General features: G+C 41.5%; 10 protein-coding genes. 2 read left to right on the top strand and 8 right to left on the bottom strand.

Translation table 11 applies throughout. From position 1 onward, the window contains the following. Positions 1 to 8: 8 nt before the first annotated feature. The 6 genes from fusA to ACM0OR_RS03040 form a co-directional block, all read right to left on the bottom strand. Positions 9 to 2,087 carry an elongation factor G gene (fusA, locus tag ACM0OR_RS03065; protein ID WP_323267160.1) on the bottom strand — a complete coding sequence of 693 codons (2,079 nt, stop codon included), beginning with the start codon at positions 2,085 to 2,087 and terminating at the stop codon, positions 9 to 11. 138 nt (positions 2,088 to 2,225) lie between these two features. After that, positions 2,226 to 2,696 carry a 30S ribosomal protein S7 gene (rpsG, locus tag ACM0OR_RS03060; RefSeq protein WP_190702018.1) on the bottom strand — a complete coding sequence of 157 codons (471 nt, stop codon included), beginning with the start codon at positions 2,694 to 2,696 and terminating at the stop codon, positions 2,226 to 2,228. A 404-nt stretch (positions 2,697 to 3,100) separates the two neighbouring features. Beyond that, positions 3,101 to 3,484 (bottom strand): 30S ribosomal protein S12, encoded by a 384-nt coding sequence (gene rpsL / locus ACM0OR_RS03055; RefSeq protein WP_190702021.1) that lies wholly within the window; start codon positions 3,482 to 3,484, stop codon positions 3,101 to 3,103. Positions 3,485 to 3,592: 108 nt separating this feature from the next. After that, positions 3,593 to 3,931: a HesB/IscA family protein gene (locus tag ACM0OR_RS03050; protein WP_414574948.1), complete on the bottom strand. Its 339-nt coding sequence runs from the start codon at positions 3,929 to 3,931 to the stop codon at positions 3,593 to 3,595. 303 nt (positions 3,932 to 4,234) lie between these two features. Next, positions 4,235 to 4,654 (bottom strand): cupin domain-containing protein, encoded by a 420-nt coding sequence (locus tag ACM0OR_RS03045; RefSeq protein ID WP_190702028.1) that lies wholly within the window; start codon positions 4,652 to 4,654, stop codon positions 4,235 to 4,237. Between the two features lie 304 nt (positions 4,655 to 4,958). Next, positions 4,959 to 6,950: a phosphodiester glycosidase family protein gene (locus ACM0OR_RS03040; RefSeq protein WP_414574947.1), complete on the bottom strand. Its 1,992-nt coding sequence runs from the start codon at positions 6,948 to 6,950 to the stop codon at positions 4,959 to 4,961. Between the two features lie 843 nt (positions 6,951 to 7,793). On the opposite strand from ACM0OR_RS03040, the gene gltB reads away from it, so the two are divergent. Beyond that, positions 7,794 to 12,479 (top strand): glutamate synthase large subunit, encoded by a 4,686-nt coding sequence (gltB, locus tag ACM0OR_RS03035; protein ID WP_414574946.1) that lies wholly within the window; start codon positions 7,794 to 7,796, stop codon positions 12,477 to 12,479. A gap of 146 nt (positions 12,480 to 12,625) precedes the next feature. On the opposite strand, the gene ACM0OR_RS03030 is transcribed toward gltB, so the two are convergent. Continuing rightward, entirely contained in the window at positions 12,626 to 13,543 is a 918-nt protein-coding gene (locus ACM0OR_RS03030) for a polysaccharide deacetylase family protein (RefSeq protein WP_414574945.1), read from the bottom strand. 1,038 nt (positions 13,544 to 14,581) lie between these two features. Between ACM0OR_RS03030 and ACM0OR_RS03025 the strand changes: the two genes are divergently transcribed. Next, the gene (locus ACM0OR_RS03025; protein ID WP_414574944.1) at positions 14,582 to 16,129 is read left to right on the top strand and encodes an ArnT family glycosyltransferase; all 1,548 of its coding nucleotides are present in this window, start codon (positions 14,582 to 14,584) and stop codon (positions 16,127 to 16,129) included. Between the two features lie 7 nt (positions 16,130 to 16,136). Here ACM0OR_RS03025 and ACM0OR_RS03020 read toward each other — a convergent pair whose 3' ends face one another. Next, the gene (locus ACM0OR_RS03020) at positions 16,137 to 17,543 is read right to left on the bottom strand and encodes a DUF2079 domain-containing protein (RefSeq protein ID WP_414574943.1); all 1,407 of its coding nucleotides are present in this window, start codon (positions 17,541 to 17,543) and stop codon (positions 16,137 to 16,139) included. Between the last annotated feature and the right edge of the window lie 19 nt (positions 17,544 to 17,562).

Raw genomic sequence — 17,562 nt, 5'->3', positions numbered from 1 at the left:
TTTTTTAATTAAGCGTTCCCTTTGCTTTTTGCGATGATAGTTTCAGCCACGCTGCGAGGCACTTCCTCATAGTGGCTAAACTCCATAGAGAAGATACCCCGCCCTTGAGTTTTCGACCGGATATCTGTAGCGTAGCCAAACATACTCGCCAGTGGAACTTTTGATGCCACTTTAGCGAGTCCCTGTTCAGTGCTTTGGCTTTCAATCTGCCCCCGGCGGGAGATGAGGTCGCCAATGACGTTCCCGATATAATCTTCAGGAACTTCCACCTCGACTTTCATCATAGGTTCTAACAGAACTGGTGAAGCTTTAAGCACAGCTTCTTTCAGTGCCATTGAACCGGCAATTTTGAAAGCCATTTCCGAAGAGTCCACATCGTGGTAAGAGCCATGAACTAGCGTTGCTTTCACGTCAATTAGTGGATATCCAGCTAAAATACCAGATTCACAGCTTTCTTTCATACCTTGCTCGGCGGGGCCTATGTACTCTTTAGGTACTACACCACCGACAATTTTAGAGACGAATTCAAAGCCAGTACCGGGTTCTCCTGGTTCCAAATTGATCACAACGTGACCGTATTGACCTTTACCACCACTTTGGCGGATGAACTTACCTTCCACGTTGGTGACAGTTTTCCGAATCGTTTCTCGGTAAGCTACTTGTGGCGCACCGACGTTCGCTTCCACTTTGAATTCACGTAACATCCGGTCTACGAGGATTTCTAGGTGGAGTTCTCCCATCCCTGCAATTACCGTTTGGTTAGTTTCTGGGTCAACGTTGACGCGGAAGGTTGGGTCTTCTTCGGAGAGAGATTGCAGAGCCTTGGATAATTTATCCATGTCGTTCTTGGTTTTGGGTTCAACCGCTACCGAGATCACTGGCTCTGGAATAAAGAGGGATTCTAGAATTACTGGTGAACCTTCATCAGTAATTGTATCTCCTGTCAAGGTGTCTTTTAAGCCAAGCGCAGCCCCCAAGTCACCCGCTCTTAGTTCATCTACATCTTGTCGGTCATCTGCCTTCATCAGAACTAAACGGGAAATCCGTTCTTTTTTGTTCTTAGTAGCATTTAAGACGTAGCTACCTTTTTTCAGAACGCCGGAATAAACACGAACAAAGGTGAGGCGACCGTAGGGGTCAGCCATAATCTTGAATGCCAGAGCAGCTAGGGGTTCGTCATCATTGGCATGACGCTCTACAGTGTCGCCATTGAGGAGTGTTCCTTGAATGGGGGGTACTTCTGTTGGTGCAGGTAGGTAATCTACCACTGCATCTAACATTAGCTGCACGCCTTTGTTTTTAAAGGCAGAACCGCAAAGTACAGGTACGATTGTGCCAGCGATTGTACCTTTCCGCAGGGCAGACCTGATTTCCTCTTCTGTCAGTGCTTCACCATCGAAGTACTTAGTCATCAGAGCGTCATCGGTTTCTGATACTGCTTCCACCAGCTTGGTGTAATACTCTTCGACTTGCTCTTTTAAATCGGCTGGGATATCTGTTTCTTCGATATCTGTACCTTGGTCATTGTTGTAAATGTATGCACGCTTACTCACCAAGTCTACAATGCCCTTGAAGTCGTTTTCGCTACCAATTGGTAGTTGAATGGCAATGGCATTTGCCCGCAGGCGATCGCGCATTTGCTCGTGAACTCTATAGAAGTTCGCTCCTGTACGATCCATCTTGTTGATGAAGGCGATCCGAGGCACTTTGTAACGGTCTGCTTGCCGCCATACTGTCTCTGATTGGGGTTGTACACCACCCACTGAACAAAATACCGCAATTACACCATCCAAAACCCGCATTGAACGTTCAACTTCAATTGTGAAGTCTACGTGACCCGGCGTATCGATAATGTTAATTTGATAATCTTTCCAACTGGTACTAATCGCCGCAGCAGTGATGGTAATTCCCCTCTCCCGCTCTTGATCCATCCAGTCGGTTACAGCAGTTCCTTCGTGAACCTCACCAATTTTATGAATTATTCCAGAGTAAAATAATATCCTCTCTGTCGTCGTGGTTTTGCCCGCATCTATATGCGCCGCAATACCAATATTGCGTACTTTCTCTAGCGGGTTGGTACGTGCCACAGTAGCCTCCTATAGTTTTTGCCTCATGATATCTTGTATATTACTCTTTGTTAAGATTCTATACTTTTAGAGAAAACCGTCTTTTTTTGTAAGGACGCGATATACCGCTTATGAAGGCACGATATACCGCCATTTTACTTAGTAACGATAGTGGGCAAAAGCTTTGTTTGCTTCCGCCATCCGGTGTGTTTCTTCCCGTTTGCGAATAGCATTCCCGCTTTCATTGGCTGCATCTAGTAATTCATTCGCCAATCGGCCAGCCATTGTCCGTCCGGGTCTAGATCGAGAAAATTGTACCAACCAACGCAATGCGAGGGTAGTACCTCTTTCTGTACGTACTTCCATTGGTACTTGATAAGTTGCTCCACCTACTCGGCGAGCTTTAACTTCTACTAGAGGTGTTGCATTCCGCACTGCTCTTTCAAATACTTCCAGTGCATTAGTGCCTGTGCGTTCCTCTACAGTTTTTAAGGCATCATACACGATGCGGGCAGCAAGTGATTTTTTACCATGACGCATTATCCGTCGGATGATCATACTTACAAGCCGACTGTTGTATACAGAGTCAGGCGGAACTGGCCGCCTTTGAATAACACCACGACGAGACATACTTTACCCTTAATTCGGATTTGGCAACGAAATTATATGCTATCAGACAGGGGCTTTCCTGCGCTTTGGTAGCTACAGATGCGATTCCGCAAAAATTGCTTTACGGTTGCAATCACCCTAATTTTATAGACTTGTATCCTGAAAAACTGGAATAACAAAGCGGCAACGTCTTTTTACTCTGGTTTTCCCAGGAAAACGCTGTTGTCGCTTACAGCGTTTTGAATTTTTAACTACACTTGCTCGCTGAGTGTAGATTTGGGGAGTAAGCCGGAGTAATTTCTGGAAACAGATACTTAATAAATAATTATTTCTGTTTCAGAACAAGGGAATAATCAGTTGTTATGCAATCTGGACGCTTTTGAGTCAAGGGACTAATCGCAATAGATTACGATTAATCACTTGTTTTATTTTTTCCCTTCTTTTGGTCGCTTAGTTCCATACTTGGAACGACCTTGTTTGCGGTCTTTAACTCCGGCTGTATCCAAAGTGCCGCGAATGATGTGGTATCTGACACCAGGTAAATCCTTAACCCGACCACCACGAATCATTACAACTGAGTGTTCTTGTAAATTGTGACCAATTCCGGGAATGTAAGCTGTTACTTCAAACCCAGAGGTTAGTCTTACCCTTGCTACTTTTCGTAGAGCAGAGTTAGGTTTTTTAGGTGTGGTCGTGTATACTCTGGTACAAACACCCCGACGTTGAGGGCATTGTTTCAGAGCAGGGGACTTGGTTTTCTGACGCGCTTTTTCGCGTTCACTACGTATTAATTGCTGTATTGTTGGCATGAGTTACAGCGCGTGAAGCTGCTTGCTAGTCTAAGTTTTAACAAATCCTGATTATAGCTTTTTTTGTGTTTTTATGTCAAACTTTTCATATTATTTTTAATTTTTTTGTTAAAACAAAGATGGTGTAGTGGTGGAAAAGGAGTTGCCACAGCCACAGGTAGCAACGGATTGGGGATTATGAAAGCGAAAACCACCCCCCATTAAATCCTCGGAATAGTCTATTGCTAGACCATCAACGTAGTTACAACTTTCAGCATCTATGACCACTTGAAAACTGTCAATGTCAAAAAGGCGATCGCCTGAGTTGATTTTTTCATCAAAAGACATATCGTAAAACCAACCAGAACAGCCACCGGGTTTAATAGCTAACCTAAAATGTGTGTTTGGTTGCCGTTTTGCCTGTAAGCGACTGATTTCACTGACGGCGGCTGGGCTTAAATGAATCATGAAACTAGTTGAGGCAATTGAAAACACTATACCTAATTATTACAGATGACTGAGCTGCAATCATCAATAGTTCAAAAAGAACAACAATCTTGAGGGGAGTGCTGAGTTGTGAGTGCTGAGTGCTGAGTGCTGAGTTGTGAGTGCTGAGTGCTGAGTGCTGAGTTGTGAGTGCTGAGTTGTGAGTGCTGAGTGCTGAGTTGTCCCCACCGACAAATAGGTAGGGACTGAAGATGGGAGTTATGAATTTAAATGGTTTGCGAAATATTACTGTTAACTCAAAGTGATAACAGCAATATATGGGTATTAATTGGCAGTACGGGCATAATCATCTTGGTAGCGAATAATATCATCTTCACCTAAGTATTCACCATTTTGGACTTCAATCAGTACCAAGGGAATGACTCCAGGATTTTCTAGACGGTGAGATGTACACTGGGGTACGTATGTTGACTGATTATTACCAAGTAATATTTCTTGATCACCGCAAACTACCCTAGCAGTTCCAGAAACAACAATCCAGTGTTCACTACGATGGTGGTGCATTTGCAGGCTGAGGCGGTGTCCAGGCTTGACTTCGATCCGCTTAATTTTGTAGCCGCGCCCTTCTTCTAAAACGGTGAAAGCACCCCAAGGACGTAGTTCAGTTGCAGCAATACTCCGGTTCGCGATCGCTGTAGGCAAGGATAAAGTGTTAGTCTTAGTATTTTCTGGATGTTGAGCCATAGTTACCTCATTTGAAGACATATACAAACCGTCATTACTTTTAAATAATTGATGGAAAACTTTTGGGCAATTTTACAACCGTGAAAATCAGCAATTTAGTTTTACCTTGCTAAACATAGCAAAGCAAAACTTTTGTGGATCAATAATCTCTGCTCAAACTATATTGTCTACACCAATTCTTCATTAAGCTTGATGGCAGCTTATTCTCAGCTTTAAAGAGGAACTGAGAAATTTTGGATTTTGGATTTTAGATTTTGGATTGACGCTAATCCAAAATTTAAAATTGAATTGCCCTGTTCTCTACTTACCGAGATTGGAGAAAAATGCCAATCCCGTTGTGTACACGTGCAGCAGTATTGGGATAACGGTCGAGTAGTTGCCCGCCTAGGTAAAGACTTGTGGAACTTCCACCGTCTAAGTTGAGGGCATTTACACAGCCTAACAGTTTCATTAATTGGGCGTGTTCTGCTAAAGTCGGGCCAGCCCCACCCGCACGGTTATGTACAGCCGCAATTACTAGGTGATTATTTGCGGTTGTGCAGATCGCGCTACGACTAGCTTTTTGATTAATGAAGGCATTACTGAACTGTTCGCTTTTGGCATCAAGGACAATTTGCCCATTTTGTAACAACAATGGACCTGCTCCCATGATGTTGGTGTAACGGTTAAACTCAGGGGCAGTAGTAGCACTTGTAATCTGCACATCAGTACCAATGGGTAACTGTGATGCTAGTGCGGTAGCAGTGCCACGTAACACTAGTAAGTAGCTACCAGGAGGAATGGGAAAGTTGGTTTGACCAGCTTTATCTCCTGCCAACTGATTGGTAATTTTGTTGTTTTGGACGATAAAAGCCCTTTCGTTGTCTGTTAACGATGTGTAAGTCTGACCCCAAGCCGGAGTGTAACGAGCAATACCATTCTGTACATAGCCACTGTTGAGAAATAAAATCGGCGATCGCAAATTACTAGATGTAATTAAAGTTTCTTGTAAGGTGAGACGACCAAAGTAAAATTGTCCAGCATCATTCCAAGCGATCGCACCTCGGTTGAGAATGGGACTAGATAACCACTGACCATCCCGACGAATTGCACCTAGGGGTAATCTATTATTGCGGTTGAAATAACCAGCATTAATTGCTGCTACAGCTAGGTTTATTTGGGCTTTTTGAATTAAGGGGGCTGTACCAATTAGGGTATTAGGTGCTGCCCAAATTGGTTTGATTGCTAACCCCACACTCCGGGGATTAACTTCTAACCAAACTATGGGAAACCTGTCTTGACCTAACGTTACAAACTGCTGTCGCCAGCGTAATCCATTTGCCCAGTTAATATCTCGTGGTTTGAGGGCATCGGGGCGTAGATCAATGACTAGGCGATCGGGGTTATTGATAGTAATAATCTGAGGAGAAAGATCCAACGGCACACTGAGAGTAACAATAGTTTGATTATTGACAACCTCTACTTTTTGAATTAACGCCTCAGAATCTGGTTTTGGTGGTGATTGTTTGAGTAGATTTGGTACTGATACTGGTAAGGGAGTGTAGCGTTGAATTAAACTAGCATCTGCGATCGCATCTAAGATAATTGTCCATTCCCTGTTAACTGGTGCAGAACTATTGGGAATAGGGGCATTTGGATCATCCAGGAGAGTTTTAATTGGTAGTCCTTGCTTCACTTGCCAGGGGGTAGAACGGTCTAAGTCTAAAACAATGCGAGCTGTTTTTAGCGGGGTGACATTGGTCACGACTGCTGGATTTAGACTTTGACGAATATTTTTTACTTGCGCTTTGGGTGTGGCAATTACTAGAGTGTTTCCTTGGACTTGGATCTGCCATCCTGCGTTTTGAGAAAGATTTGTAACATCGAGATAACGATATCCTCTCAGTAGATGGGTGGCTAGAACTAATGGGTTGGTAGTTGAGGAAAACCACTCTATAGGTTGTCTAGCAGGGTTATTACTACTTAATAAGTCTACGCCTATGAGTTGTCGCAGAGCAGCATCACTAATGTATGTTTTAATTGGATTTGTTCCTGTCCGTCTTTGCAACCAAGCACCTGATAATGTACGACCATTCAGGGAAATTTGGCTACCAGCAGGTATTTGCCGATCTGTTGGAGATATGGGCGACTGTGAAGTCAATTGTGGGGATTTCTGGGCGTTGGTGATATTGGTAGCAGACAAACATAGTGCGATCGCCAATGATGGCGATACAGTCGTCTGAAATAAGCGGTAGTTCAACTTTTTGGCAATAACACAATGATTGTGCTGTCGGCAATAATTTGGCATTTTTACCATAATTTATTTAATCCCCAGACATTCTGTTCCCTGTTCTCTGTTCCCTATCTCGACGTATAAATTTAATTTTGCTCAAATACTGATAGATAGGTACTTTTGAAAATTATCACCCAATTTACAGGTTAACTAATTGTCTGGAAATCTTAAAAAATAATGATTCATCTTTTGCCGAAACATGATAGCCTGTATGTTGGCTAGTCATCTCTTATAGATTACACTTAGCAATTTTGCCGCTAAAACCACTATAACCAAAGGCTTTAACTAGCAGTGATGATAACCAAGCTATAGACAGTAGTCTTGGTAGTCAAATTTGGATTAAAATAGTAGATCCTTAAAAGGATATTTACGGCTGCTACTGTTTTAGTAAGTTTTAAACAGCAGATATATTTTTGTGTTGTGGCAAAAAATTATTCTCTGAGCAAAAACCAAAATACTTAGGAATTGTCAAATGGGTCTATAGTGTAATACGCTGATTTTGCTACTAAATCAGGATTTTTTCTGTCTGTCAAGCAGTGAAGCGTTTAATTAGAATTTTGTTCTTTGATCCAAAGATATTCTCTGTCTGAAAAGTATATTTCCAAGAGAACAAAAATTGAGAAAATACCTAGTTTCACAATAGAAGCATCATGTCAAGATAAAAATATTTTGTCTAAGACTAGGATAAACACATAAGCAATAATGTCAAAATTTTAACCTGGGTAAAATTAAAAACCGAAGTTAAAATTTTTTTCTCTAAATTTCGGTGGTTTTGATGTATCTATGCAGCACGAAATTTAGGAGTTTTGCTCACCAGCAGTGGCGAAGTTCGTGACTCAACATCTCAGGACATCTCAGGAATAGGCTATGAATGATCAACCGATGAATCTAAACCAAGAAATCACAGCAAATATGAAATCAGGGGATACCTACCAAGGGCAAAGGTGGTTAGTAGAAGAACGAGATGCCTGTGGTGTAGGTTTTATTGCTCATCGTCAAAATCAGGCCAGCCACGAAATTGTGGACAAGGCTTTAGTAGCGTTAGCCTGTTTAGAACATCGGGGTGGTTGTAGTGCAGATCAAGACTCTGGTGATGGGGCTGGGATTTTAACGGCGATTCCTTGGGAATTGTTGCAAACAGAATATTCTCAAGAAGAAATAGACTTTTCATCTCATAGCAATATGGCGGTGGGGATGATATTTTTACCCCAAGATGTAGAAGTCGCAAAAAAAGCTAAAGCCACCTTTGAAAAAATAGCCATTGAAGAAAAATTAACTGTACTGGGCTGGCGAGTAGTACCAGTACAGCCAAATTTATTGGGAGTGCAAGCAAGAGAAAATCAACCCCAGATTGAACAAGTTTTTCTGGAATCTGCACAAGGTGGTGATGAACTAGAAAGGCAACTATATATTGCTCGTAAACGCATATTTAAAGCTGCTAAAAGTATCACAGAAGAACTGTATATCTGTTCCTTATCTAGCCGCACGATGGTGTATAAGGGCATGGTGCGTTCTGCGGTTTTAGGAGAATTCTATCAAGATTTACAAAATTCAGCATATAAGAGTGCGTTTGCTGTTTATCACCGCCGCTTTAGTACCAATACAATGCCGAAGTGGCCTCTAGCGCAACCAATGAGGTTGTTGGGTCATAACGGTGAAATTAATACCTTGTTGGGTAACATCAATTGGATGATGGCACGGGAAGCTAGCCTCAATCATCCCATTTGGGGAAATCGCACAGAAGACCTCAAGCCGGTAGCTAATATTAATAGCAGTGACTCCGCTACCTTAGATAACGTCATGGAGTTATTGGTGCGTTCAGGACGATCGCCAGAAGAAGCCTTGATGATTATGGTGCCTGAAGCTTATCAAAATCAACCATCTTTAGCTAACCATCCTGAGATTGTTGATTTTTACGAATATTACAGTGGTCTGCAAGAAGCCTGGGACGGGCCAGCACTGTTAGTATTCAGCGATGGACAAAAAGTTGGCGCAACCTTAGATCGCAATGGTTTAAGACCCGCCCGTTACGTTATTACCAAAGATGACTACATTGTGGTGGCTTCGGAAGCGGGTGTAGTAGACTTCCCCGAAGCCAACATTGTGGAAAAAGGCAGACTAGGCCCTGGGCAAATGATTGCTGTGGATTTAGTCAACCACGAAGTCCTCAAAAATTGGGAAATTAAGCAGCGTGTAGCCGAAAAACATCCCTACGGCGAATGGCTGGAACAGTACCGCCAAGACCTCAAACAGATTATGGGTCAGTCTTCAGCCATCAATGGTAACGGTAATGGTCACAAAGCAACCGAAAATGGACATTTGACCACCAACACCATTGATAAACAAACCCTGCTACGTCATCAACTCGCCTTTGGTTACAACACCGAAGATGTGGAAATGGTGATTCAACCAATGGCTAGCAACGGTGCAGAACCAACCTTCTGTATGGGGGATGATATTCCTCTAGCAGTGCTGTCAGACAAACCTCACCTGCTGTATGACTATTTCAAACAGCGTTTCGCCCAAGTCACTAACCCCGCAATTGACCCATTGCGAGAAAAGCTAGTGATGTCTTTGAAGGTCGAACTGGGTGAAAGGGGTAACTTATTAGAACCCAAGCCAGAATTTGCTAGAAGACTAAAACTAGAGTCGCCAGTATTAACAGAAGCAGAATTAGAGGCAATGAAGCTGTCGGGATTTGCCACGGCTGATTTATCAACGCTGTTTGCGATCGCTAACGGCCCAACAGGATTGCAAGATGCAGTGCAGGCTTTACAAAAACAAGCGGCCGAATCAGTGCGGGCAGGGGCGAAGATTTTAATCTTAAGCGATCGCGCTGGTGATGGTATTACTTCCGAATACAGTTATATTCCTCCCTTATTAGCAGTGGGTGCAGTGCATCATCACCTGATTCGGGAAGGGTTACGGATGAAAACCTCCCTTGTTGTGGATACTGCCCAGTGTTGGAGTACCCACCACTTTGCTTGTTTAATTGGCTATGGTGCGGGTGCTGTCTGTCCTTACATGGCGTTGGATACCGTGCGCGATTGGTGGTATGAACCCAAAACCCAAAGTTTCATGGAACGGGGTAAACTCAAAGCCATTAGCTTAGAACAAGCGATCGCCAACTATCGCAAAGCTGTAGAATCGGGTCTGTTGAAAATTCTCTCGAAAATGGGAATTTCTCTCCTTGCTAGCTACCAAGCAGCACAAATCTTTGAAGCTATTGGGATTGGTGGAGATTTATTACAACTGGGATTCCAGGGTACAACCTCCCGCATTGGCGGCTTGAGTGTGAGTGAGTTAGCCCAAGAGGTGCTTACCTTCCACTGCAAAGCTTTCCCAGAACTGACAATTAAAAAGTTAGAAAATCTAGGGTTTGTCAACTACCGTCCTGGTGGTGAGTACCACATGAACAGCCCAGAACTAGCCAAAGCACTGCATAAAGCTGTAGATAGCAAGCTGTACGACCATTACGAAGTTTATAAGCAGCATCTCCAAGGTAGACCAGTCACAGCCTTACGCGACTTGCTGGACTTCCAAAGCGATCGCACTCCCATCTCTGTAGAAGAAGTTGAATCAGTTAGCGATATAGTTAAACGTTTCTGTACTGGTGGGATGTCCTTGGGTGCGTTGTCACGAGAAGCCCATGAAGTTTTGGCGATCGCCATGAACCGCCTAGGTGGTAAATCTAATTCTGGCGAAGGCGGTGAAGACCCTGTGCGTTACAAAGTCCTTAACGATGTAGACGGATCTGGTCACTCACCGACCCTTCCCCACCTGAAAGGCTTACGCAATGGTGACACCGCTTCTAGTTCCATCAAGCAAGTTGCATCGGGACGCTTTGGTGTTACACCTGGGTATTTAGCCAGTGCGAAGCAAATCGAAATTAAAATCGCCCAAGGTGCAAAACCAGGAGAAGGCGGACAGCTACCAGGGCCAAAGGTGAGTCCTTACATTGCCATGTTAAGACGCTCTAAGCCTGGTGTGACATTGATTTCACCACCACCGCACCACGATATTTACTCCATTGAAGACCTCGCACAGTTAATTTTTGACCTGCACCAAATTAACCCCAAAGCCCAGGTATCGGTGAAGCTAGTGGCAGAAATCGGTATTGGGACGATCGCAGCTGGTGTTGCGAAAGCCAACGCCGATATTATCCAAATTTCTGGACATGATGGCGGTACAGGTGCATCACCACTAAGTTCCATTAAACACGCTGGTTCACCTTGGGAATTGGGACTAAGTGAAGTACATCGCGTCTTAATGGAAAATAGCCTGCGCGATCGCGTCCTTTTACGGGTAGACGGCGGACTCAAAACTGGCTGGGATGTCTTGATGGCTGCATTGATGGGTGCAGAAGAATTTGGTTTCGGCTCAATCGCCATGATTGCTGAAGGTTGTATTATGGCGCGAATTTGCCACACCAATAACTGTCCTGTAGGTGTAGCTTCCCAAAAAGAAGAACTGCGGAAGCGGTTTACAGGTATCCCAGAACACGTAGTTAACTTCTTCTTCTTCATCGCTGAGGAAGTCAGGAGTTTATTAGCAAGATTAGGCTATCGTTCCTTGTCAGAAATCACTGGACGCGCCGATTTACTGACAACGCGGACAAGTGCAAAACTCACCAAAACCCAATCACTCAACCTCAATTGTTTGCTGCAACTACCAGATACCAAAGCCAACCGTAGCTGGTTAGTGCATGAACAAGTTCACAGCAACGGCCCAGTTGTAGATGACCAAATACTTGGTGATCCAGCCATCCAAGCCGCGATTCATAACCAATCTACAATTAGTAAGACTTTAGCTATTGTCAATACTGACAGAACAGTAGGAGCAAGATTAGCAGGTGCGATCGCTTCTCAATACGGTGATAGCGGCTTTGAAGGGCAAATTAACCTCAACTTCACTGGTAGCGTTGGACAAAGCTTTGGTGCTTTTAACCTCCCTGGCATGATTTTGACCCTAGAGGGAGAAGCCAACGACTATGTAGGTAAAGGAATGCACGGTGGTGAAATTATCATTAAACCACCAGCCGATGCGACCTATGACCCATCACAAAACGTAATTGTAGGTAACACTTGCCTTTACGGTGCTACAGGTGGAGTGTTATTTGCCAATGGTTTAGGCGGAGAACGCTTTGCTGTTCGCAACTCCAAAGGCGTAGCAGTCATTGAAGGTGCAGGGGATCACTGCTGTGAATACATGACAGGTGGCGTAATTGTCGTTCTGGGTAAAGTAGGACGGAACGTAGCAGCTGGTATGACTGGTGGATTGGCCTATTTCTTAGATGAAGATGGCTTATTCCCTGAGTTAGTCAACAAAGAAATTGTCAAAATTCAACGGGTGATGACAGCAGCCGGAGAGAAGCAGCTAAAAGATTTAATCAAAGCCCATGTAGAACGTACAGGTTCAGGCAAAGCCGAATTCATCTTGCAAAATTGGTCAGAATTCTTACCTAGATTCTGGCAATTAGTACCACCTTCTGAGGCTGATAGTTCAGAAGCCAATCCTCAAGCTGTGCCAGAAAAGCATCTGAGTTCAGTATAGTGATTAGTCATTAGTCAATAGTCAGTTAATAGTGACTATTGACTAATACAAATGCAAGTTAAAATTGCTATATGTTTTTGTAGATAGACGTGATATTTCGCGTCTTTTTAATTACGAATTAGGAATTACAAATTAGGAATTACGAATTATTTTTTATTGGCAATCCTTTTTTGATCTTTATCTTGCATTTCTAACAGTTCTGGAACAGTTACAAAGCCATAACCTTGATTGCGAAATTTGGCAATGATTTCAGGTAAAGCCTGTACAGTTTGGGAACGATCCCCACCACCATCGTGCATTAGCACAATTCCACCAGGTTTTGCCGATCTAAAAACATTATTAATTAAATTTGGGACTCTAGGCTGCGAGTAATCAATTGAGTCAGAAGACCACATAATAATGGCGTATTTACTATTTCTTGCGTAATTAGCCACCCCATTGGTCATGATTCCTCCGGGTGGTCGAAACAAATTTGTTTTTACACCAGCAACTTTATAGATCAGGTCTGTTGTATTAGCTACTTCATAAGCAGCTACCTGGGCATTCATGAAATGATACCGATGATGCCAAGTGTGATTACCAATTACATGACCTTCAGCAGCTACGCGCTTAAGTAGGTCTGGATAATTCTTGATATTTTGCCCAACAACGAAAAATGTCCCTTTGATGTTGTTTTGTTTGAGGATATCTAGCACTTGTGCTGTAGATTCAGGCCAAGGCCCATCATCAAAAGTCAAGGCAATCACTTTTTGACCCTGACTGAGTTGTGCTGACTTAATAGTTGCTCCTTGAAAGTGTGGCGACAAAGCATAAGAAAAACCCTTAACCTGTGCCTGTTGTTGCCAACTTGTCAGCATGATTTCTTTTAATCCTTCAATGCGCCTCTGAGTTCCTATTTTGGCAGCAGGCACAGGTATAGTATTGGCATTTAGGCTTTGTCTAATTTGAGCATCTGAAGTATTTGGTTTAACCAACATCATCAAACCAACACTCAAACTTACACTTAAAGCAAACAGCGCAACTAATATTCCTTGCGGCCATAGCAACTGCTTGTTGTTTTCCACTTCTTAGCTCCTCCAAGGTTCTAACCATCAATCACCACTTTGAGGTGATTTTTAACACAACACTATACCAATATGTAGATACTCAGGTAATTTTGGATAATCCTGAAACTTTGAATACAGATTTACAGAAATTTAAAAATTAAATTCTAGCTGTCTTAGCTGCCAATTTACGGAATAGCATCCGACTCTGGATACTGAATCCATATAGTTTCTTGAGAATCGTTGAGCCTGTTGAAAACCAACTAGATTAACTCATGAAGAATAAAACCTTTAGTTTTGGTAATCAATCTGCGTGTTTTAATAACTTTTTATACACTTACTCTGAAAATATAATTGCATATAAATCAATCAAGTATCATATTTTACATAAAAATTGAATATAAAATGGGATATTTCTGTTATGTATTCTCATGGAATTAGTATTGTATGCTAGAACATCTAGTAGACTCCCAAAAGTAATAAGCATTTTAATATTTAATAAGATTGCAACCTATTTAAGAAAAAATTAAATTTTTAGTTGGCTGAATGCCAAATTTGATTCCATCTCAAACAGATAGACTGCACTCCTATGAGGATAGTTTCTCATGGAAAAGACTTTTACATTAGTTAATCCATATACTTTTTTCATCCTTTTTGTAAACGTATGTTATTAAATATTTAATTTTGTCTATGACGATAGGTAACTGAGATATTCAATCAGTCGTTTGACAAATTATGTGGGAAATCTCTAATTAATGTAAGCTATTACATTATTAATATTAAAATTACATATATACTGTTACCGTATAATTACTGAAATTAGCTGGTTGAAAGTTTAAACTCTGAATAATCAGAGTTCAGAGACATAAACAAAAAAAGGCTAATTTAAATTAGTAATTTTTGCTACTTGACAAGCGATCGCTATATACAATGCGATTATGGCTTACCATCTTACATGATAGGAATTTTTGCTTATTGGTTAGACATTATAATTAATAATATGGTAATCATCTAAAAATAAATAAATTTCTCATAAAAACATTATCTAGACTGTTTTATATGCGTCCATTCCGAGAAAAAGAATGGCTCTTAAGCTTGTGCATGTTATCTATGCTGCTGTGGCTAATATGCTTGGGTAACTCACCCTTACGTGATTGGGATGAGGCAACAATAGCACAAGTTGCCCGTGAAATTTGGCGATCGCCCCTTGGTTCTATGGGTTGGCTTTATCCAACCTTGGGAGGAGAACCGTATCATAACAAACCACCCTTGATGCACTTACTGATTGCTTGGGCTTATTCTCTAGGTGGTGTGAATGAATGGACAACACGTTTACCTGGTGCAGTATTAACGGCTTTAGGCGTACCTTTGCTTTTCTCACTGGGAAGATTAATTTTTCCAGCTAAGTTACCAGCTTTATTTGCTGCCTTAGTTTACATGACAATGTTGCCTGTGGTACGTCATGGAAGGTTGGCAATGCTGGATGGTGCGCTAGTTACTTTTTTCTTACTAGTGCTGTTTTGTCTATTCAAAGCACGTAAAAACCAACGCTATGCTTTAGGTGTGGGATTTGGGTTAGGACTGATTGCACTCACTAAAGGAATGATAGTTTTACTATTGGGGGGAATTATCTGTTTATTTCTCTTAGTGAATAAACAATTAAGTTTGTGGAAAAATCCTTATTTATGGATAGGAATATTATTAGGAATAATACCTGCGATCGCTTGGTACATTGCACAGTGGCAGCATTATGGCGATAGTTTTTTACAAATCAATTTGCAATCACAAACTTTCGACAGACTCACACAAACTGTAGATGGTAATACTGGACGTCCTTGGTACTATTTAATTGAGATACTCAAATATGGTTTTCCCTGGCTATTATTTTTACCTGGAGGGTTTTATCTAGCTGGGAAACAGCGTCATACTACTTGGGGGTGTTTGGTGCTTGTAGGCACAGTAGTATATTTAGTAACTATTTCTCTAATGAAAACAAAACTCCCCTGGTATGTGATACCTGTGTATCCATTTTTAGCTTTAGCAGTTGGTGCAGAACTCAGCGAAGTTTGGGAAAATCGACATATTCAAGGCAGAATTTGGACGGTAATATTTGTTTTGTTGTCTATTGCAGGTGTAGGAGGTTGCGTTTACTTCGCCATAGCTGATCCTCAGCCTGTGTTAATAGTGATGAGTATTGTTCTAGCTATCAGTATGGGTATTGTCGCATGGTTGGTGAGTAGAGGCGATCGCAATTTTATTCCAGTTTTATTCGCTGGAATGTATCTAGTTTTAGCAATGTTGATGAGTTCACAATCTTGGATTTGGGAATTAAACGAAGCTTTCCCAGTTAAACCAGTGGCTGCATTAATTCGTGCCAATGTTTTACCACAAACAAAAATTTATACTTCTTTTGCTTATAGCCGCCCTAGTTTAGATTTTTACTGCGATTGCCAAGTTATTGCAGCATCTTCATCAACTCTGAAACAAATGTGGGCGGATAAATCTTATTTACTTTTAGACAACGCAACTTTGCAAACAATCAATTTACCTAATTCCCAAATTCTTGGTAATTCTGAAGAATTTACCTTGATTTATCCTAAAAGCTGATCGATAGTTATTGCTTAATAAATAAATAGACTTTATCTTTTTGATATGTCAGCTTAAATGAAGCACTATTTTGAATTTTTTGAACTAAACTAGGATAAAATTCCGATTTTTGTTCTAAATTAAATAAATCTAAAAGTATATATTTAAAATTTAAATTACTGTCTTGAAAAGATTCTAATGTCGAGCTATCTATAAGTTTAATTATCTGACGCTGGCTTAAATGTGGGGCGATTTTTGCTGTTGTTAAAACACCTTCGGTAGTTGTAACTAAACTCACGGCAGTATGGAGAGAGTTGAGATTTGGCAGGCTTGTAAGATAACGCGTGATAAAAAACTCATACTTAGCCAATGCCAAAAAAGCAATCATAGACCAAATAATTAAATAACGTGGTTTCAACCAATACCTTTTTTGTTCTTGTTGGTACTGCTTAATTGAGTAAACTAGCCACACAATAATAAAGGGGAAAATTGCCAATGAATAATGGTGAATTAAATCTCGCTGCGCCCAATAATCAGAAAGAATATTAAGTAGTAGCATTGGTAAAGCCGGCACAATTGTTATTGTTTTTCGCCAATGCAATCCAATGATCACTGGCAAGATAAGCAGAAAATAATAAAATATGGTTTCAGGGAAAAAGAACTTACCTAAAATTAATCCAGGGTTAGTAATAATATTCCAAAGAATTTGTGTAGGGGTATCACCAAGAGAACCAAAAAATACAACCCCACCTGCTTGACCACCTCGTAGCATGGGAACAAGATAACTAATTGTGGTTAAATACCAAATTACCCCAGTAAAGATACATCCAAGTCCATACCAACGACGGCGCGGAACTAACAATAGCCAAATGCCTAAAGCAACTATGGTTAAACTCAAAATATCTTTGCAAATTAAAACGAAAACTACGGCTAAAATTAACTGCCAAGTGCGTCCACCGATTCCTGCCCACATTGCCCATAATAATGCCGGAACTGCGATCGCTTCTGGACGGAAATCAGTAAAAAAGTTGATATTAAATAAAGCCGGATAAAGTAGGTAAGAAAGACAAACAGCTTGTGCATAAGCAACAGATAAGCCAGCTTGTACACTTAAAGCGTATATAGGTAATACTCCAACGGCCAGGGCGATCGCCTGAATGGCAAAAAGCCAATGTACGTCAGGATGAATCTTGTATAGCAGTGCGATCGCATACAAAATAAAAGCCGCATGATCTCCTATGAGATGAAATCCAAAAAATGATGAAATGGGTGGTAGCCCTTGACTAGCTAGATATACCCATTGATCAAAGACAGCTAAATCCAAAGCTGTTGATTGAAATAAAGCGTGTCTGAGACTGCTAGCCGTAAATAGAATTAAGGTACTCACGCCAATCATCCAAGCAACAGACCTCAACTTATGTAGTTGTTTTTCCATGCACCCAAAAACCGATATT

The sequence above is a fragment of the Anabaena sp. CCY 9402-a genome (assembly GCF_963920945.1).
GTDB classification, from domain to species: Bacteria; Cyanobacteriota; Cyanobacteriia; order Cyanobacteriales; family Nostocaceae; genus Trichormus; species Trichormus minutissimus.
Note: the sequence above shows the minus strand (reverse complement) of the source record. Positions and strands in the feature narration are given on the sequence as shown.

What these genes read in the sequence shown, in the direction of transcription:
- rpsG (WP_190702018.1), bottom strand. Translation starts at nt 2,696, where the DNA reads ATGTCTCGTCGTGGTGTTATTCAAAGGCGGCCAGTTCCGCCTGACTCT.
- rpsL (WP_190702021.1), bottom strand. Translation starts at nt 3,484, where the DNA reads ATGCCAACAATACAGCAATTAATACGTAGTGAACGCGAAAAAGCGCGT.
- ACM0OR_RS03050 (WP_414574948.1), bottom strand. Translation starts at nt 3,931, where the DNA reads ATGATTCATTTAAGCCCAGCCGCCGTCAGTGAAATCAGTCGCTTACAG.
- ACM0OR_RS03045 (WP_190702028.1), bottom strand. Translation starts at nt 4,654, where the DNA reads ATGGCTCAACATCCAGAAAATACTAAGACTAACACTTTATCCTTGCCT.
- ACM0OR_RS03040 (WP_414574947.1), bottom strand. Translation starts at nt 6,950, where the DNA reads ATGGTAAAAATGCCAAATTATTGCCGACAGCACAATCATTGTGTTATT.
- gltB (WP_414574946.1), top strand. Translation starts at nt 7,794, where the DNA reads ATGAATGATCAACCGATGAATCTAAACCAAGAAATCACAGCAAATATG.
- ACM0OR_RS03025 (WP_414574944.1), top strand. Translation starts at nt 14,582, where the DNA reads ATGCGTCCATTCCGAGAAAAAGAATGGCTCTTAAGCTTGTGCATGTTA.
- ACM0OR_RS03020 (WP_414574943.1), bottom strand. Translation starts at nt 17,543, where the DNA reads ATGGAAAAACAACTACATAAGTTGAGGTCTGTTGCTTGGATGATTGGC.